General features: G+C 39.6%; 18 protein-coding genes. 8 read left to right on the forward strand and 10 right to left on the reverse strand.

Annotation, left to right across the window (positions count from 1 at the left end):
* Positions 1 to 49: 49 nt before the first annotated feature.
* On the reverse strand, positions 50 to 2350 hold the full coding sequence (lptD, locus tag AC0L4E_RS04270; RefSeq protein WP_473678147.1) for an LPS assembly protein LptD: 2301 nt from the start codon (positions 2348 to 2350) through the stop codon (positions 50 to 52).
* A gap of 200 nt (positions 2351 to 2550) precedes the next feature.
* Between lptD and AC0L4E_RS04275 the strand changes: the two genes are divergently transcribed.
* The 5 genes from AC0L4E_RS04275 (at position 2551) to AC0L4E_RS04295 (ending at position 6856) form a co-directional block, all read left to right on the forward strand.
* The gene (locus AC0L4E_RS04275) at positions 2551 to 3486 is read left to right on the forward strand and encodes an aminoglycoside phosphotransferase family protein (protein ID WP_473678148.1); all 936 of its coding nucleotides are present in this window, start codon (positions 2551 to 2553) and stop codon (positions 3484 to 3486) included.
* A gap of 88 nt (positions 3487 to 3574) precedes the next feature.
* Complete coding sequence (gene murU, locus AC0L4E_RS04280; protein WP_473678149.1) at positions 3575 to 4255, forward strand: N-acetylmuramate alpha-1-phosphate uridylyltransferase MurU; 681 nt, start codon at positions 3575 to 3577, stop codon at positions 4253 to 4255.
* Positions 4256 to 4402: 147 nt separating this feature from the next.
* On the forward strand, positions 4403 to 5179 hold the full coding sequence (djlA, locus tag AC0L4E_RS04285) for a co-chaperone DjlA (protein ID WP_473678150.1): 777 nt from the start codon (positions 4403 to 4405) through the stop codon (positions 5177 to 5179).
* Positions 5180 to 5267: 88 nt separating this feature from the next.
* A complete protein-coding gene (locus tag AC0L4E_RS04290) occupies positions 5268 to 5891 on the forward strand; it encodes an outer membrane beta-barrel protein (RefSeq protein WP_473678151.1) in 624 nt (207 codons plus the stop codon).
* A gap of 14 nt (positions 5892 to 5905) precedes the next feature.
* Positions 5906 to 6856 (forward strand): D-2-hydroxyacid dehydrogenase, encoded by a 951-nt coding sequence (locus AC0L4E_RS04295; RefSeq protein ID WP_473678152.1) that lies wholly within the window; start codon positions 5906 to 5908, stop codon positions 6854 to 6856.
* 174 nt (positions 6857 to 7030) lie between these two features.
* On the opposite strand, the gene purT is transcribed toward AC0L4E_RS04295, so the two are convergent.
* Complete coding sequence (gene purT / locus AC0L4E_RS04300) at positions 7031 to 8227, reverse strand: formate-dependent phosphoribosylglycinamide formyltransferase (RefSeq protein WP_473678153.1); 1197 nt, start codon at positions 8225 to 8227, stop codon at positions 7031 to 7033.
* A gap of 266 nt (positions 8228 to 8493) precedes the next feature.
* Between purT and AC0L4E_RS04305 the strand changes: the two genes are divergently transcribed.
* The gene (locus AC0L4E_RS04305; RefSeq protein ID WP_473678154.1) at positions 8494 to 8922 is read left to right on the forward strand and encodes a DUF3302 domain-containing protein; all 429 of its coding nucleotides are present in this window, start codon (positions 8494 to 8496) and stop codon (positions 8920 to 8922) included.
* Positions 8923 to 8924: 2 nt separating this feature from the next.
* The gene (locus AC0L4E_RS04310) at positions 8925 to 10073 is read left to right on the forward strand and encodes an HlyD family secretion protein (RefSeq protein ID WP_473678155.1); all 1149 of its coding nucleotides are present in this window, start codon (positions 8925 to 8927) and stop codon (positions 10071 to 10073) included.
* Between the two features lie 116 nt (positions 10074 to 10189).
* Here the strand turns inward: AC0L4E_RS04310 and AC0L4E_RS04315 are convergent, their stop codons facing one another.
* Entirely contained in the window at positions 10190 to 10735 is a 546-nt protein-coding gene (locus tag AC0L4E_RS04315; protein WP_473678156.1) for a DUF4136 domain-containing protein, read from the reverse strand.
* A gap of 270 nt (positions 10736 to 11005) precedes the next feature.
* Between AC0L4E_RS04315 and AC0L4E_RS04320 the strand changes: the two genes are divergently transcribed.
* Positions 11006 to 11317, forward strand: coding sequence for a DUF1289 domain-containing protein (locus AC0L4E_RS04320; protein WP_473678157.1), 312 nt, complete (start codon positions 11006 to 11008; stop codon positions 11315 to 11317).
* 49 nt (positions 11318 to 11366) lie between these two features.
* On the opposite strand, the gene AC0L4E_RS04325 is transcribed toward AC0L4E_RS04320, so the two are convergent.
* The 7 genes from AC0L4E_RS04325 to glnD form a co-directional block, all read right to left on the reverse strand.
* Positions 11367 to 12662 carry an ATP-binding protein gene (locus tag AC0L4E_RS04325; protein WP_473678158.1) on the reverse strand — a complete coding sequence of 432 codons (1296 nt, stop codon included), beginning with the start codon at positions 12660 to 12662 and terminating at the stop codon, positions 11367 to 11369.
* Between the two features lie 17 nt (positions 12663 to 12679).
* On the reverse strand, positions 12680 to 13363 hold the full coding sequence (locus tag AC0L4E_RS04330; RefSeq protein ID WP_473678159.1) for a winged helix-turn-helix domain-containing protein: 684 nt from the start codon (positions 13361 to 13363) through the stop codon (positions 12680 to 12682).
* Positions 13364 to 13391: 28 nt separating this feature from the next.
* Positions 13392 to 13808 (reverse strand): DUF3019 domain-containing protein, encoded by a 417-nt coding sequence (locus AC0L4E_RS04335; RefSeq protein ID WP_473678160.1) that lies wholly within the window; start codon positions 13806 to 13808, stop codon positions 13392 to 13394.
* A 2-nt stretch (positions 13809 to 13810) separates the two neighbouring features.
* Positions 13811 to 14686, reverse strand: coding sequence for a MipA/OmpV family protein (locus AC0L4E_RS04340; RefSeq protein WP_473678161.1), 876 nt, complete (start codon positions 14684 to 14686; stop codon positions 13811 to 13813).
* Between the two features lie 178 nt (positions 14687 to 14864).
* Positions 14865 to 15137: a hypothetical protein gene (locus tag AC0L4E_RS04345; protein ID WP_473678162.1), complete on the reverse strand. Its 273-nt coding sequence runs from the start codon at positions 15135 to 15137 to the stop codon at positions 14865 to 14867.
* Positions 15138 to 15248: 111 nt separating this feature from the next.
* On the reverse strand, positions 15249 to 15767 hold the full coding sequence (locus AC0L4E_RS04350; RefSeq protein ID WP_473678163.1) for a YcxB family protein: 519 nt from the start codon (positions 15765 to 15767) through the stop codon (positions 15249 to 15251).
* A gap of 31 nt (positions 15768 to 15798) precedes the next feature.
* A complete protein-coding gene (glnD, locus tag AC0L4E_RS04355; RefSeq protein ID WP_473678164.1) occupies positions 15799 to 18444 on the reverse strand; it encodes a [protein-PII] uridylyltransferase in 2646 nt (881 codons plus the stop codon).
* Positions 18445 to 18464 lie beyond the last annotated feature (20 nt).

The following is an 18464-nucleotide window of genomic DNA, read 5'->3' on the forward strand; positions in this document are numbered from 1 at the left end:
GTTTTCCACTAGGTTCAGCAATCTATCACAAATGATGTATAAATGATGGCTAATTGCTTAAGTAAAGTGGTTTGCGATAGTTAAATAATCCTTCGTTTAGCATATCTTCAACACCGAGAGGACCAGAACCACCTAAACCTTTAATAATAAAGTTGAGGTATACGCCACTCTCAAATTGTTCTCTAGTATCAAGACTAGGGTTTAAATCATCATCATAGTTGGTTTTAATGCGGTAATGATAACTTAAACGCATCGCCCAACAACATGACTCGTATTGAACGCCGGTATAGGTTTCAATGCTGCGAGACTCGTTAAGGTCGTAATAGAAATTACCCACAAAATATAAGTCATCACTTATTGGCCATGATGTGCGCATACCGACTTGTGAAATATCAACTCGGTCGTTGGTATTGGTATTCAATAAATCAGGTACATAGCGATAACTGAACTGAAGTAATTTATCATTACTCGGACGAAAATCTAATGTCACTTCACTTTTCTTAGTATCGCCATGTTCAGTGTCAAATTGCACTGCACCGCTTATAAACCAATCTTCGTATACATTGGCATCAATTTCTGCGGCTAGCACAGAGGTTGAAGGCGCGGCCTCAACATTTTCGTCAGTAAAATTAATTTTACTGTCTTGGAAGTAAATGATTTGACCAATACTGACTTTAAGCTTTTCGATGTTAGCATCGTCAAATAAACGGGTTGTTACACCTAATGTCATTTGGTTTGCATCAGCAATTCTATCAAGACCTGAGTAACGTCTGTCTCTGAATAGACCAAAGTAATCTTCTTGAAGTTGAGCAGAGTCATATATGCCAATGCCATCTTGGTCTTCATAACCAACATAAAGGTATTGGAATTGAGGCTCTAAAGTTTGTCTAAAATCAGCATCAAATAAGTGTGTATCACGCTCAAAGTTAATTTGTCCGTGTAAGCGCACTTGAGGAATAGTACGACTGACAGAGTCTTCAAGTTCACTGTCATCATCGAAATTAGTTTGCCAGTATTGGGTTTGCAGTAATTTCACTTCACTGGTTAACGAGCCTGCAGGGCCCTGAATTGGCAAAGTGATGCTAGGCTCCATATGCAGACGAGTAGCTGTATTATATTCGTTTTCTTTATGCTCAAAATTAGTCAATTCAGAATTAAATTTAAAATCTAACCCTTCCCAGAAATTATTAGTTTGATAATTAAAGTTAAGCTGAGGCATTACTTGATAAGGGACTTCATCTTCACCCAGTACTTTAATATCTTGGACTTTCATGCCGAAGTCCCAATCTTTCTCAAAGTAATTAATTTCACCCACACGGGATAACTGATTATCGGTAGAGCGATTGACATCAGAGCTTAAATCATTGAAATAGTTATTATCTGAAACATCAGTAAAGTTTGCCAGTACTCGCCAATTCTCATTAATTGAGCCTTGATGGCGCCAGTGATAAAGATAACGGTCTGGACTATTGTCGAGTTTGTCATCATTAGCTAAGTATTCTAGGTTAAGCTGACCGTCTTGGTCTTCACCCGCTAAATATCTAAACTCTGTTTTAGCGTAAAAACCCCGTGACGACATATATGTCGGAGTAAACGTTAAGTCGTACTCTGGTGCAATGTTCCAATAATATGGTGTACTGACTTCAACACCATTGGTGGTGCTAGTACTAAAGTCTGGGAATAAAAATCCAGATTTACGCTTATCTGACACAGGAATTGTCATATAAGGGACGTACATTACAGGTACACCAGCTATGCGTATTTTAGCTTCCCAAATTTCCCCCCACTCTTCTGTACTATCAATACGGATTTCTTCCGCTTCTAATAGCCAAGAATTATCGCCTACAGGGCATGTGGTGAAGTTGGTATTTCGTAATTCGAGATTATTTTGCTCAGTGATTTTGAGTTGCTCAGCATCGCCATGTATTTGTTGGCCATGTAGCCAATACTGGGCACCATTTAAGGTGGCGCTATTAGAAATCATCTGAGCATTAAGTGAGTCAGCGGTAACGGTGAACATCTCATCTGAAAATATGAGGTTACCATTAGCATCTAGTTGTTCATTCTTTTGGTCCAAGATAGCTTCGTCAGCACTAATGTGTCGAGTGCCTTGACTGAAACTAACGTTACCAGAGAAATGTGCTTTATCACCCACAGCAGCTTCAGAGCGATCAGAAATAATCACAATATCTTCTGCTGTTAAATTAGGGACTTGTTGACGCTCGTCAATAGAACTAGAAACCGGAGGGTTAATCACACAATGAAGCTCAACCGCTTCTGTGTCAGAGGGTTCTTGTGCCGAGACTAGGTTAGGTAACAGGCTCAATGCCAGAAAGTAGCGGATCTGCATTTTAATTAATGATTATGAATTCTTAGTCTAGACAAAATGAATCGAAAAAAAGCCGCAGCTAACAACTTATCTTTAGCTGTTTCCAAATGTTATGTTGGCTATAATAAAGCAATTTTCCCATAAGAGCCATTGAGATGAGTTTATCTGATACAAGATTTATTTTACTAAGGAACTGGTTAAGTCAATATTTCAAGACAGATGTGTCTATCGAACTTATTTGTGGGGATGCCAGTTTTCGCCGTTATTTTCGGGTAAAACATTTAGCAAACTCTTATATAGTCTCAGATTCACCCATTAAGCTGGTGCCTATCTTACCTTTCATCTATATGGCGCAAGCCTATAACAAGGCTGGTTTGATTGCGCCGCAAATCATTGCCCAAGATGATATAAATGGTTTTGTTCTGCAGTCAGATTTAGGTGATGAGCAGCTTTTAAATCAATTAAATGAACAAACTGTAACGGGATTATATCGACAAGCGCTGTCTTTATTGCCTCAAGTGGCCAAGATTACAGCTACTGAAGAGGGCTCATTACCAGTATATGATCGAGAGTTTGTTGAGCGGGAGCTTGAGATATTTATTGAGTGGTTATTAATAAGGCATTTAAATTTGACCTTATCACCAGCTGATAAAGCGCTTATCCAGAATGCATTTAATGTACTGACTTCAAGTGCAATTGAACAACCAAGCATAGGCATGCACCGTGATTTTCATAGTCGCAATATTCTAGTGGTAGAAAATGGTTTAGGGCTGATTGATTTTCAGGATGCGGTTATAGGGCCTGTTACTTATGATGCGGTGTCGCTACTCAGAGACTGTTATATAAAATGGCCTACTGAGATCATTGATGTATTAAAACGCGAACACTTTACCCTATGTCGGCAACACGCATTAATTTCTGAGGGTATAACTTTTAATCAATATCAGACTTGGTTTGATTTAATGGGCTTACAGAGACACGTTAAAGCTGCAGGTATATTTGCTCGGTTAAACCATCGTGATGGCAAAGCTGGATATTTAAAAGATATTCCGTTAACCCTGACTTATATCATTGAAGTTGCTGCTTTGTACCCACAGCTAGAAGCTTTTGGGAAATGGGTAGAGCAAAATGTGCTAAGCAAAATATCTGAGGTTTAATAGAAAGCTTGCTTATTCTTGCATGGATAAACCAAAAAGCTTTATCTTTATATATCAATAAATTAATTGTTTTAAAAAGAGGTAATCAATGAAGGCTATGATCTTGGCTGCAGGGCGTGGTGAACGTTTAAGGCCATTAACAGACTTGGTACCTAAACCTCTGGTTAAAGCGGCGGGTAAAGCGTTAATTGTCTACCATTTAGAAAAGTTGGCAGTAGCAGGTTTTAAGGACGTTATTATCAATAGTGCTTGGTTAGGCCATAAGCTATCTGAAACCTTAGGTGATGGCAGTCGCTGGGGATTAAGTATTCAATATAGCGTTGAAGAAACAGCCTTAGAAACAGCTGGCGGAATAAAACAAGCCATCCCACTACTGGGTACTGAGCCTTTTCTGGTGATTAATGGCGACATTTATATCGATGAACTGCCAGATTTAGAGCATGCTAAAACAGTAATGAAGCGTAATTCAGAATTAGATGCTTTTTTATGGTTAGTTGATAATCCACAGCATAATCCTGACGGAGATTTTGCTATTATTGATAATCAGTTAACAGAATCTACTGTCAATAAGCTCACTTATTCAGGTATGGGGATATACCATCCAAAAATGTTTGTTGATATTGCGCCAGGTAAAAGCGCCTTAGGGCCGATTTTAAGGCAAAAAATATCGCAACATAAAATTGCTGGAGGCTATAGTGCTTCCTACTGGTGTGATGTTGGCACGGTTGAGCGTTTAGAGAAATTAACAGATTATATTGAAAGCCTTTAGCGGGTTATTGAAAGCCTTTAACGATTATTAAGAGCCTTTAGCGGGTTATTAAAAGCCTTAAGCGGTTTTTAAAAGTCATTAATGAATTCATTTAACCAAGATGCCATTATCATTTGAGCGTCTTGGTGTTATTTAGCGGGAAGTTTGATGCGTATTTGGGGTAAGTTCTTCGGTTCTATCATTGGTTTTATGTTTGGCAGGTTTTTTGGCGCCCTCATTGGACTATGGCTAGGACATTTATTTGATAAGCGCGCCGGCTTTGCCGACATGCTGCGTAAAGGCCAAGAAAGACAAGCTCAGTTTTTCAATACCACATTTACTGTGATGGGCCATGTAGCTAAAGCTTCTGGTCATGTTACCGATGTGGATATTCGTATTGCGTCCATGCTGATGGATCAAATGAAGTTAACCGGTGATGCTAGAAGAGATGCGCAAGCCGCTTTCAGAAAAGGTCGTGATGCTGATTTTGATTTAGTACAAACCCTTCGAGAATTTCGTACGATGACCCAAGGTCGAAATGAAATTCTGCAGATGTTCTTGGAAATTCAAATTCAAACCGCCTTGTCTGATGGTGAGTTACACAGTAAAGAAAAACAAATATTATCTACAGTTGCCAAAGAGTTAGGGTTAGGGCAAGCTCATTTAGAAGCGCTTCTCAATCGTTGGCAAGCAGAGTTTCATCATCATCAATCTGGTCGTGGGAATACCATGCAAATTGATGATGCTTATTCGATGTTGGGTAAACAAGAGTCTTCAAGCGATCAGGAAATTAAACGGGCTTATCGTAAGCTGATGAATGAGCATCATCCAGATAAGTTAGTTGCTAAAGGTCTCCCTGAAGAGATGATGGAGCTTGCAAAAGCGAAAGCACAAGACATTCAGTCTGCTTATGAAACGGTAAAAACATCTAGAGGGATGCGTTAAAGGTTTTCAATCTTAAAAATAACAAATAGCTCGAAAAAATGACTCGAGCTATTCTAATGATGATTGTTTGTTGTATATGGAGTTACACATGAAATTAACCGCTATTGCTAGTTTCGTTACTATTGTCACTACCGCCGCTGTTTCCTTTTCTTCCCAAGCTGAAATTTATGTCGCACCATTCGGCGGCTATAGTTTTGGCAGCAGTGAATTTGATATTTCAAATCCCAATACCGATGAAAGCGGTAAATTAAAAGTTTCAGAGTCAGAACACTATGGCGTGATGATTGGTACCACGACAAAAGATCCTGGCAATATCTATTTTCTCTACAGTACGCAAGCCACAGACTTGAGAAATGGTGCTTTTAGTGATGAGATTTTCAATGAACTCGATGTTGATTATTTTCATGTCGGCGGTAGTTTATATTTCCCCAATGGCAACTTTAAACCATATGTAACTGTCAGTGTGGGGGCGACTCATATGCGTCCTAGTGGCAATTATTCTTCAGAAACGCGTTTTTCTATGGCTTTTGGCGGTGGTGCGGCATATGAAATTACTCCGCAAGTGGCCTTATTTGCCGATGTGAGAGGCTATGCGACATTTGTGAACTCAGATAACACATTCTTTTGTGGCCCTAACGAATGTGTCTGGAATATTTCAGCTGATGTCATGTGGCAAGGACAAGCCAATGTCGGTTTAGAGGTTAAATTTTAAATAGGTGACCGAACATGAAAATAGTTGTACTTGATGGCTATACCTTAAACCCTGGAGATCTTGATTGGGCTGCATTATCAAAGCTAGGTGATGTTGAGGTTTTTGAGCATAGTCATCATGAACAAATCATTCCTCGCTGTGAACAAGCGGATATTATTCTCACTAATAAAGCATTAATTACTGATACGGTTATGCAGCAATGTCCAAACCTTAAGTATATTGGTGTAACAGCTACAGGCACCAATGTGGTTGATATGAAAGCGGCTACAGCGCGGAATATTGTGGTGACCAATGTACCTGCTTATGGCCCTGATGCAGTTGCACAGATGGTATTTGCTTTAATCCTCCAGCATGCGCAACAAGTGTCTTTGCATGACAGCGCAGTTAAACAAGGTCAATGGACCAGCTCTCGGGATTTTTGTTTCACCTTATCACCATTAATGTCGCTCAAAGGAAAAACCATAGGCATTGTGGGCTACGGTGATATTGGACAACAAGTGGCTAAATTAGCACTCGCGTTCAATATGAAGGTGATTATCACTAGCGGTCGAGAAAAGACAGGGTTACCAGATAACATCACTTGGCAGCCACTTACGAGTTTGCTGGCACAATCAGATATCGTCTCATTACATTGCCCGTTAAATGAGGCTAGCGATAAAATGATTAATCGTGAAAGTCTATCTTTGTTAAAAATGGGCGCTTTGCTGGTTAATACAGCACGCGGTGGTTTGATTGATGAAAAGGCATTAGCACAAGCGTTAAATCAACAGCGGTTATTCGCCGCAGTTGATGTGCTGTCTACTGAGCCACCTCGTGATGATAATCCATTATTATCTGCTGATAATATCGTGATTACCCCACATATCGCTTGGGCAACTATTGAGGCGAGACAAAACCTCTTGAATATAGCTGTCAATAATGTGCAGCAATTTTTAAACCACTCACCAGTGAATCAAGTTAACTAGTGATGTAATTGCTAGTTTAATTGCTAGTTTCATTGCATTTGGCTTTAGCTCTTTGAAGTTAGTCACTGTAATTAAAACAAGCACAAAAAAGCCTAACGTTTACCGTTAGGCTTTTTACTTTATAAGCAGCCGTAGCTTTATAAATACCAGTTTCTTTTAAGACGTAAAGTTAACTTAGAAAATAACCTTAACTTCTGCCGCTGAACGTTTGGCTTTGGCAATTGATGAGTCGATATCTTTATCTCTTGCAAGGGCAACACCTAATCGTCTGCGTCCATCGATGTCAGGTTTACCAAATAGTTTTATTTGAGTGTCTGATTCTACTAACGCATTTTCAACGCCTTGATAGCGAATATTGTTCGATTGACCTTCCGCTAGAATCACTGCTGAAGCACTGGCGCCGTGCTGTCTAATATCGGTAATAGGCAAACCTAAAATAGCTCGAACATGCAGGGCAAACTCAGAGATATCCTGACTAATTAACGTGACTAGCCCGGTGTCATGTGGCCGTGGTGATACTTCTGAGAAGTAAACATCATCGCCTTTAATAAATAGTTCAACACCGAATAGGCCAAATCCACCTAGAGCTTTAACGACTTGCTCACCAATTTGTTGTGCTTTGGCTATAGCTTTGTCGGACATTGCTTGTGGTTGCCAAGATTCGCGGTAATCCCCATCTTCTTGACGGTGACCAATAGGATCGCAATAGTGAATGCCGTTAATTGCACTGATCGTCAATAAGGTGATTTCATAATCGAAGTCGATAAATCCTTCAACAATCACTCGTCCACCACCTGCGCGCCCACCTTCTTGGGCATATTGCCAAGCTTGGTCGATTTGTTGCTCGGTCTTAATCACGCTCTGACCTTTGCCTGATGAACTCATGACAGGTTTAACAACGCAAGGTAAGCCAATCTCTGTAATTGCGGCTTTAAATTCAGCTAATGTATCGCAGAAGAAATATGGTGACGTTGGGATCCCTAAGGTTTCTGCTGCAAGGCGTCTAATACCTTCTCGGTCCATTGTCAGCTGAGTCGCTTTGGCTGTTGGAATAATATTAATGCCAGTGGCTTCTAGCTCGACAAGAGCTTGGGTCGCAATAGCTTCAATTTCTGGGATAACCATATGCGGTTTTTCAAGTTCAATTACAGCCTTTAACGCGACTTCATCTAGCATGTTAACCACATGGAATCGATGGGCAACTTGCATTGCGGGTGCATTGGGGTAACGGTCAACTCCAATGACTTCAATGCCGAAGCGTTGTAGTTCAATGGCAACTTCTTTTCCGAGTTCGCCGCAACCTAGCAGCATAGCTTTAATAGAGCCTTCAGTACCTGCGGTACCAAAGTTGAAAGGAGTATGAGCGTTCATTGTTTTACCTTGTTAGGAAGCTTGTAGGGAGTCACTACAATATTTTATCTTCTATTCGCAGTTGATTGATTAGCAAAGCCTATAAGTGTGTAAAAGATCACGTGAAAAGAGTTATTTTTTTAGCGAATAAACAGTGTTTTACAGTTATTTTATTGATGCCTGTATGTTATCTTGAGGTTGGGTTTGTGTTGTTTTATTTGCTAAAGAGACGCTTTGGTTTAAGGCGTTTTTAGTTTCAAATGCTTTACCTTTAATAGGAGAGTTATATGTTTTTGGATTATTTTGCATTAGGGCTATTGTTTTTTGTAGCACTAGTGATTTTTTACGGTGTGATTGCAATTCATGATATTCCCTACGAAATTGCTAAAAAGCGTAATCACCCTCAACAAGATGCATTGCATATTGCTGGCTGGGTCAGTTTATTCACCTTGCACGCAATTTGGCCATTTTTATGGATTTGGGCAACCTTATATCGAGAAGACAGAGGTTGGGGATTTAGTAATGGCAAAAAACGCGAGCTCGTTCTTGAAGGCGAAGTAAAAGAGCTGATGGAAAAAGTAGATAACCTTAACCAAAGGTTGAGCCAATTAGAGTCACCTTCTGCTGAGACTGATAATACCAAAAGTGCTGAAGCGACAAGTGCTTCATCAACCACTGCTCCGTCTGATAAAAACTCACCACAACAAGAGGCGTAATTATGGATCTGCTACTGATTTTAACTTACACCGCTATTTGTGTGGCGGTATTCAAAATATTCAAAATCCCATTAAATAAATGGACGGTACCGACAGCCGTTTTAGGTGGGATAGTATTGATTGGTACGTTATTGGTACTGATGAACTATAACCATCCATACACCCGTTTCGCGCGTGAATACTTTGTCTCTATTCCTATTAACCCAGCTGTGCGTGGGTTAGTTGTTGAAGTCAATGTTAAGCCGAACATTCCGGTTAAAAAAGGTGATGTATTATTTAGAATTGACCCAACACCATTTATTGCTGCTGTGAAGCAAAAGCAAGCTGCTTTAGAAGACGCCAAACAAGCTGTACCGCAATTAAAGGCTGTATGGGATAGTGCTATTGCAAAAGTCACTCAAGCTGAGGCTAATCGTGATAGAGCAAAGTCTGCCTATGAACGTTACGATGAAGGTAAACGTAAGGGCGGTAAAAACTCACCGTTTTCTGAACTTGAGTTAGATAACAAGCGTCAAACCTACCTTTCTGCTGAAGCACAATTTAAGGCTGCAGAAGCTGATGAGATTCGATACCGCCTTGCTTATGAGTCAAATATCGATGGGGTGAATACTGATGTTGCTGTTATTCAGGCTGAACTCGATGAAGCTCAATTTAATCTTGATCGTACAGAAGTAAAAGCGCCTGTTGATGGCGTTGTTACTCAAATGGCTTTGCGTCCTGGTGTGATGGCTGTGCCTATTCCACTGCGCCCAGCGATGACGTTTATACCAGATGAGGACCGCTATTTTGCCGGCGCATTCTGGCAAAACTCTTTACTGCGTTTAAAAGAGGGCGATGAAGCTGAGTTGATTTTAGATGCGATGCCTGGAGTGGTTCATAAAGGCCGCGTTGTGAAAGTATTACCAGCAATGGCAGAAGGTGAACTGCAATTTGGCGGCTCACTTCGTTCTTCTGATGACTTGTTCAAGCGTGGTAGAGCATTAGTGCTTATCGAACTGGAAGATGAAAACGAATTACTGTCTACACTGCCGGCTGGCGTTGCAGGGCAATCTGCAATTTATACTGAACATTTCTCTCATGTGTCGATTATTCGAAAAGTCTTGTTGCGTATGCAAGGTTGGTTAAATTACTTATTTGCAGAAGGTCATTAGTAAACCTTTAAATTATAAGTCTTAAACCATAAGTTTGAGATACAAAAAAGTCCGCTCTATGCGGACTTTTCTTTTTGCATCATATAATTTAACGACCGTTAGTCTAGCCGTTTAAGCTAATTGGCTTTAGGCACAGGAGGGAATTGGGCCAATATATTACTGATAGTTTTACTTGTTTCAGCAACCTTTTCGTCGCCTCCAGATTCGAAATCAAACTCGTCAGTGCCACGCCAAATTAATCGGTTCTCTTTAGCATCAATAACATCAATTTGAATCACTTGAATTTTAGCACTATCGCTACCGATTGGAATTCCCATACTGGTGCCAACTCCGACACCACCATGGCTACCGCTAGTGCCTGTGCCGAGGCCAATAGAAAGCCCTGAACTCTTTGGTTTATCTTTAGTTAAAAATGCATAGCTTACCAAGAAATCACTTTGCTCTTCCTGTTCAATAAATCCTTTAGCGGTGAGGGTGGTTCTAATGTTAGCGCGAATACGTTCTGCACTGAGTTGATCGCCTTGATCTGGAGTATCAATAAAATGAAAGTTTTCAAGTTGGCTGAAATCATATTTGGTATCGTAGTCAGAGTTACTGTTGGTGCTCTTACAAGCGCTTAAGCAAAGTATGACCAAAAACAGCATGAGTGATCTTAATAGCATGGCAATCTCCATAAGTCGCGCAGTCCATCAATCATATTCAGTATGGTAATAAATGGCTGATGGTCAGCAACGTTTAAAGCAGCAAATTGATTATAAATTTAAGGGTATAGCTGCAGTGTTGTTTAAATAGCTTAATGTAATTTTGTCGTCTAAACCAATTTTAGCAGATCTTACATGCTGATTTATTTGATAAATCAGCAAAGATGAATATGCCTTTTCGATAATTTAGTGCTAAGTTAGAATAATAATTAACCAATAAATAGTGAGGCTATGGAACAGCTCAGTTTTCTCGAAGTACCAAGTCCCTGTATAGGCGTGTGTCAAACTGATGCGCGTGGTTATTGTGCGGGTTGTCTTCGAAATAGAGATGAGCGATTTAATTGGCTGCATTTTAGTGATGCACAAAAGCATAATATTATTCGTCTTTGCCTACAGCGTAAACGTCGCAGACAATATGCAAAATATAAAGCCCATCAAATAGCTATAAAAGAACAACAAGCAGAAGTTAATCCGCAATTGGATTTTGAACCTGAATCAGAAAAAGAAGAGAAACTCGATTTAGGGGATTTTTCTTTAGATTAAATATCAAGGACCATATTAGCTATTTGTTACTTTCACTTTTCCACAATATTTAACTCGGATCTAAGTCTGCTTTTGCTTTGACAAATAAATGTTCTCGAGGCCAAATCAAGGTGAATGAAGTATTGTTTTCATCACTAACTAGATTCACTCTGCCTTTATGACGATGCATAATCCGCTTGATAATGGCTAGACCTAAACCATGGCCTTTATTGCCTTTATGTTGGGATTTACTGCGATAAAAAGGCTCAAATAGTTTCTGTTGATCTTCTTGTGGAATTTCTTCACCGTCGTTGACTACTGATAAAAAAACTAATCGTTCATCAAAACTTAAATATAATTCAATACTGGTCTGAGTATAACGCTGGGCATTCGTAATGAGATTCTGAATCGCACGCTCGACTAGAGACGGTTCAGCCATGATGATCATTTCGTTCATCGAGTAATGGAAGTTAATAGGTTTATCACTTAGTGGCATTAAACGTGAAGTGAGCTCTTCTGTCATGCTAATCAGTTCACATTTTTCTAGGGTCGGTTCCTGCTGAACTTCAAGGCTTGCATACGTAAGCAGCTCTTGCAGTAAGGTTTCCATTTCTTTGATATCAAGCTGCATTTCATCAAGAAATTCTTGCGTTCGTTGCTCGTCATTTTTAGGTTGGCAATACTGAGGCAACAAGGCAAGAGCAAACTTCAATCTGGCCAATGGGGTTCTAATTTCATGGGAGACAGCATTAGATAAATGCTTTTGGTTCTCGATTAAATCACTAATATGCTGGGCCATATCATTAAAGGTATTTGCCAATGGGGCGACCTGAGAGCTGGCATTAAGCTCGATTCGAGTGTTCCATTTTGCTTCGCCAAAATTTTGGGTGGCTTTCTTTAAGGTTTTTAAATCTTTTGATAGCGGCCAAACCCAAATCAATGCAACAAAGGCTAATGATAAATAAAAGCCTATGGTGAATATGCTGCGTAGCTGACCACGAGGATCGATATCAACAGGGCCTGCCATTAATACTTGATCCCCTACAGCAATAAATTGTAGTTCGTGGCTTTTATCTGCAGTGGTAGTAATGATTTGATTGTTTGAAAATACCACATCACCGCTTAAGGCAATTTCATTCTGTTCGAATAATTGCAATGGGTAGGGGTATTGTTTATTGATGAGCTTTAGTTGATCTTGGCGGTCTGCTTTAGGCTGCTGTGCAAGGAGTAATGCAAAAGCAATTAAAGGTGAGTCAATATTGTCGTTATCTTCGACCTGTTGTTGCCAGAGGCTATCTAATGTCCAGCCTATACCTAAAAAGCTTAAGCTTAGTAATAGGTATAGGCTGATGAAGAGTCTTTTCAAAGTCTTCTATAACCCGATTAATTATTCCACGCTTCCGGCGCGAATAAGTAACCTTGTCCCCAAACAGTTTTAATTCTGAATGGTGTTTCGATGCTATCGCCTAGTTTTTTACGTAAGCGAGAAATACGCACATCAATTTTTCTGTCTTTACCGTCAAAATCGATATTAAGCAGGTATTGATAAATATACTGGCGGCTTAATACTTGTCCAGCTTGCGATGCTAATAACCACAATAATTCAAATTCGTGGCTAGTAAGGTCGACCTCAGTATTACCTAAGCGAATAGCTTGAGTATGTGGATCGATGCTTAATTTACCAAAGCTTAAACAGTGAGACTCAGGTTTTGAAGGTTGAGCCTGACGGCGTAGTAAATTATTAATACGTGCAACTAATAAGCTAGGATCCACTGGCTTAACTACGTAATCATCAGCACCTAATTCTAGGCCTTTGATTTGGTCTTCAGGCGAGCCTAAAGCACTCATTAATAAAATTGGACCTGCAAAGTAGTCAGGTAATTTTTCACACAGGCTTAATCCATCAAGTCCAGGTAGCATGATATCAAGTAAGATGATGTCAGGCTTGTAACTAATTAATCGTGTTAAAACGGTATCGCCACGTCGTTCTACTTCAACGTGCATATCGTGTGACTTAAGATAGTCCACAATTAAGTTGGCAAGACGAATGTCATCTTCGACCAACAAAACTCTATGAGTTGATGGGGGGTAGCCATTAAAATAAACTCCAAGGGTTACGGTAACGTCTGCGAACTTTACGTTCAGACGTTGTGGTGATTTTTAGGATTACGTCCGCCAATTCATTATTATTATTTTTATTTATTAAGACAAAATGAATGTCTTTATTTGTTTTTACTGATACCTGCAAAGAGTGATCTTCAGTTGAATCACTACACCAGCGAGCCAGTGGTTGGTAATTTGATGTAATACAAACCAACTCCTCAGTTTCGACCTGCCAATTTAACTCAATGTCAATTTCACATATGTTGCCATCTGCATCAATAAGACATAAACGAGGAGTAGCCGAAAGCTGTGCTTGCCCGATAAGCGTATCAGCTTTGGCAAAGAAAGCACTAAAAATCAGTATTAATATACCGAAAAGGTGATAGACCCTATGTTCTTTAAGGAACAACTTTAGAACCTATATGCAGCTCCAACGAAATAGGAGCTAGAATAATCTTCATTAATAATTGGGCTGTCGATAATTTCATCAGCTAATTGGGTGTAACGTGCAGCAACTAATAAGTCCCAACGTGTCGAAAGACTGTAACGCGTTGTGAGTTCTACAGCACTACTCCAACCTGAATCTGGTTGATATTCTTCGCTCCAGTATGCATTCTCACTGGCTCGAACACCATAGTAATAATCAATAACTTCTGAACTTTTCCACTCTGATTTCAAGGTTAAATCAAAGTGCCAATCACTGACGGCGAGTGAATAGTTCCAACTAATATTCACTTCTTGTCCATTGTGGACGTTTAATAAGTCATGGGCAGCAGCGAGTTTTAGCACGCCAAACTTGCCATACCAGAAAAGCTCTGCTCCACCATATACGGTGAAGTTTCTACTTTCAAGTTCATTTAAAACAAGAGGTTGGCTAACTTCTTGTATTCCGAACCCCCCAATAGGGGGTAGGTCAGTTTGAGCGTCAACATTTGCCGATTGTGGCAAGAAAATATTTGATGGATCCCAGCGATAGAAAAAAGCGCGTTCGGTGCTGTAACTTGTCGCTAGATTTATCGTAAAACTTTCTTGTTCGGTTAAGGTGTATCCAAAATTAAAATTATCAAAAAACCAACTCTCACCGTAGTAAGCTATTGATGGGATTACATAAAGAGGGATGTCGTCATAGTCAGTAATGGGGTTAGTTTTATTCCCGTAGCCGAAAGCGATACTAATATCCCATTCTCCGACGACCACGCAATCACCATCCTCTTGGCAAGGTTCGTCTGCCATTACCGGTGTAATGGTTAAAAATAACACTAAAAAGACGACAAAAATTCGATACATCAAAGACCAACAACCTATTTATATCAAGATTAATACAGCTAATATTTGCGACTTTATCACTAAATTGAGGTCGGAAAAATTGCTTTAATTAAATTGATACAAACTGATACTTGTGATTCTTGATTGTTGCTAGTGTTATTTTACATGTTGTTTTGAGCTAAATTAATGTATTTAAAGGTTATAGTTTAGTCTTTGTTATTTTTGTTTTTGCTAGCGAATGCTGTCGTTGATATCCCATTTCGATTAATTGAGCGTTGACGCAATCAGATACAAACTGTTGCTTCTCAATGGGATCAATCTGTTCTTCTGCAGCGATTTTACTGCATGAGTCTGTCAAAGAGACTAGGGTATCTTTCGGTGCTTCAATTCCATTTGCATGTGCGAAGGTGTTGAATAAAACAGTTGAGATTACTACAGCGTATAAAGTGCTTAACAATAATGAATGTTTCATAGCGCGTCCTTTAAGAGAACTTATTATTAATATTTACGGATAGATTTTATATGGTCATGAATTTTAAACTGCTCATAAACCGAGCAGTTTATTAGTCTGATGTGATTAAAATTAGTTCACTTTTAATTTGATGAAATCGATAGCAGCTGAATTTAAACATCGCTTAGAAACATAATGTTTAAGTTTTTCAGTAGTTAATAAGAAACCTTGCTCAGTTTCTTGTGCGCGATATATTTCAGTCCATTTAAGCAAATGATCAATATAAGCCGACTTCGAGTGAATGCCTTGCTCATTAATTGTGATCGTCACTGAGTTATTAGCAGACTTACTAATCAGTTGCCTCATTAACCACCATGCGCGATTAAACCTTACTTGAAGCCCTTCAACAGCACCCAAACCGATAAAGAAGTATGCAAGGTAAGGTGTGACATCTGTTTGAGTCATTAAAAAACCTGCCACTATAAAGGCGACAGCCTTTAGGTATCGCTTTGGGCTGTGATTAACAATAACTGACTGGTCAAATGTTTCGGCAAAATGGGATTTATCTAGAATATATTCTTTAGAAAAACTAAAACCGATATCAGTTAAGTTATCGGTTTCAGATGTAGAACTTGTATTGCTAGTAGACATATTGCTCTCATGCTCGATTTTAATGAGGCAATTATAATGTCGAAGTGATCGATTTGACTAATTTTTCCTGTAACTCAATTTGTTCAGATTCGGTTAATTGTGAGCCGTGCTGGTTTGATAAAGCAAAAACATTATCGGCACGTTCACCTACGGTACTAATGGCTGCAGAATGGATATTAAGGTCAAGAGTTCTAAATGCGCTGGCTATTTGCCCCATAAATTCATGGGTTTCCAGTGCTAATATATGCACCAGAGTACGGTCTGCTTTTTTAGAATGGATAAACTCAATAGTCGGTTTGTTATCAAAGTTTTTAGTGTGTCTTGAAGGGCGGTTCTTTGGCGGTGACATATTGTCATCTAAAATTTGACGTAGCTTTTTAGTGACCTGCTTACGTCTTTGGGCACTAAAAATGGGCTTGCCATCAAAATCGAGCACTTTGAAGGCTTCAACCACATAGCCATCTTTGGTTTTCGATATCTGCGCTTGGTTAACAGATATTTTTAGTGTGGATAAAGTATTAAACAAAGAGATAAATAACCCAGGTCTATCCTTAGTGTACACAAATACATCGCTACAACCTTTAACGCTACTGTCGTCGAGAATAATGAGTGAAGGCGGTTCGCTAGCCACATCTTGTGTTGTTAATTGATGCTCATGCTCTGACTCGTGCTCTAAAATCCCAAGGGTATACTTGGCAATTTCTGTGGGAATAGCATTACTGAAAAACGACAATGGCAAGCGCTTCCATAATCTATTAATGGCGATGAGCTCAGTGTCATTGGGATCTATTAAACCTAGAGCTTCTTGTTTGTGCTCTCTGACTACGGTTCTGAGTTGTAGGACATTTTCAAGACCATTACGTAGCGCTTTACGCGTCGCAAAGTATAAGTCAGTCAGTAAGCTTGCTTTCCAATCATTCCATAAATCATCATTGGTGGCTTGGATATCTGCCACCGTTAAACAGTAGAGTGCATCTAGCTTGGTAATACTGCCAACGGATTTAGCGAAGGTTTTAACCACTTCTGGGTCGTGAATATCCATCCTTTGAGAAGTAATCGACATTAATAAGTGTTGCTCAACTAACCAGCTGATGAGTTGTCGTTGCGATGTTTTAAGGCCATGGAATTTGGCAAACAACTTGGCGTCGACAGCACCTAGCTCGCTGTGATCGCCTCCACGACCTTTAGCAAGATCATGAAATAATGCGGCAAACAAAATTGATTCTTTAGCTTGAAAACGCTCAAAAATATCGGCAGCTAATTTTTGATCTGCTGAGACATTATCTTGAGTGAGTTTATAAAGGTTTTTAAGCAATTTATGGGTATGCTCATCGACGGTATAGGCATGAAATAAATCAAATTGCATTTGACCGACGACTTCACGCCACTGAGGTAAATACGACGCTAAGATACCATGTTGATGCATCAAGGTGATGGCTAACCCCATGCCGTGAGGATGTTTAAATAGCTTAACAAATAGTTCTCTGCAGACTTGGTAATCCTGTAAGTCGCCCATTAATCGGCGACGGACTTGTCTCAATAAACGCAGTGTTTCAGGGGTGATTCCAGTGACTTTTTCGTGGTGAATGGCAATGTAATTAAACATCGACATAATTTGTGATCGGTCAATGAAAACATCTTGATTTTCGGCGTGAATTTGGCCGTTATATATTTGAAAATTTTCATTGATTTCAATAATGTCAGGTTTTTTCTGCGGTATGATTTCACGCTCAAAATAAGCCATTAGCATTAGGTTTAATTCACGGATACGTTTCATTGCTCTAAACAATTGACGCATCATCTTTTCAATCGCGATATTTCCGCTATCCCCAAAGCCTTGCAGGCGCGCGACTTCGGCTTGATGTTGAAGCAATAAACGGTTTTCAGAACGATTAGAAGCTTGATGAAGTGCAAAGCGTACTCGCCAGATAAAATTCTGACACTCCATTAATTCGGCATATTCATCGTCAGTTAGAAATTTAAGGCGGCGTAAATCTTTAAGATCATCAATTGAGAAGTGTTTTCTCGCTATCCAAGTGATAGTTTGAATATCTCGCATTCCGCCAGGGCTGTTTTTTAAATTAGGCTCAATATTAAAAGCGGTACCTTGGGCTTTATTATGTCGACCCTTTTGTTCGTCATATTTAGCGATGAAAAAGTCTTCACTGGACCAAACCGTTTCACCATAAAGTTTACTGATAACTTGATGTTGATGGTTTTCGTGGCCACAGATATGTCTTATTTCTAATAATGTTGTGGCAATGGTGACGTCTTCGGTACATGCAAGATAAGTATCATCTAAGCGCCTAACTGCGTGACCTAAATCTAAGCCTAAGTCCCATAATTGGGTCAAGAAGTCACTTAAGGTGCTGGCATCGGTTGCGGACAAATCTTCATCGTGAATAATACAGATATCAATATCGGAAAAGGGGTGAAGGGTTTTACGGCCATAGCCGCCAACGGCATTAAGAGAAATGGTGTCAGTTTCAAACTTAAATGCTTGCCAAAGATGGTTAAGTAATATGTCGAAAAACTGCGCTCGATGCTGCAGAATTTCAGCGATAGAACAACTGCTGATTTGCTGTTCTAACCAGGTATCAAACTCAGCAATGGCCTGTTTAAGCTCTACAATGGTCATTTCTGGCTGTAAAATCGGATAAGCTGGTTGCAAAGACATGTTACTCCTTATTGTTTTGC

The organism is Shewanella sp. GJ50-10 (assembly GCF_055808815.1).

Coding starts and splice junctions, on each gene's coding strand:
- lptD (WP_473678147.1), bottom strand. CDS start 2,350: ATGCAGATCCGCTACTTTCTGGCATTGAGCCTGTTACCTAACCTAGTC.
- murU (WP_473678149.1), top strand. CDS start 3,575: ATGAAGGCTATGATCTTGGCTGCAGGGCGTGGTGAACGTTTAAGGCCA.
- djlA (WP_473678150.1), top strand. CDS start 4,403: ATGCGTATTTGGGGTAAGTTCTTCGGTTCTATCATTGGTTTTATGTTT.
- AC0L4E_RS04290 (WP_473678151.1), top strand. CDS start 5,268: ATGAAATTAACCGCTATTGCTAGTTTCGTTACTATTGTCACTACCGCC.
- AC0L4E_RS04295 (WP_473678152.1), top strand. CDS start 5,906: ATGAAAATAGTTGTACTTGATGGCTATACCTTAAACCCTGGAGATCTT.
- purT (WP_473678153.1), bottom strand. CDS start 8,227: ATGAACGCTCATACTCCTTTCAACTTTGGTACCGCAGGTACTGAAGGC.
- AC0L4E_RS04305 (WP_473678154.1), top strand. CDS start 8,494: ATGTTTTTGGATTATTTTGCATTAGGGCTATTGTTTTTTGTAGCACTA.
- AC0L4E_RS04310 (WP_473678155.1), top strand. CDS start 8,925: ATGGATCTGCTACTGATTTTAACTTACACCGCTATTTGTGTGGCGGTA.
- AC0L4E_RS04315 (WP_473678156.1), bottom strand. CDS start 10,735: ATGCTATTAAGATCACTCATGCTGTTTTTGGTCATACTTTGCTTAAGC.
- AC0L4E_RS04320 (WP_473678157.1), top strand. CDS start 11,006: ATGGAACAGCTCAGTTTTCTCGAAGTACCAAGTCCCTGTATAGGCGTG.
- AC0L4E_RS04340 (WP_473678161.1), bottom strand. CDS start 14,686: ATGTATCGAATTTTTGTCGTCTTTTTAGTGTTATTTTTAACCATTACA.
- AC0L4E_RS04345 (WP_473678162.1), bottom strand. CDS start 15,137: ATGAAACATTCATTATTGTTAAGCACTTTATACGCTGTAGTAATCTCA.
- AC0L4E_RS04350 (WP_473678163.1), bottom strand. CDS start 15,767: ATGTCTACTAGCAATACAAGTTCTACATCTGAAACCGATAACTTAACT.
- glnD (WP_473678164.1), bottom strand. CDS start 18,444: ATGTCTTTGCAACCAGCTTATCCGATTTTACAGCCAGAAATGACCATT.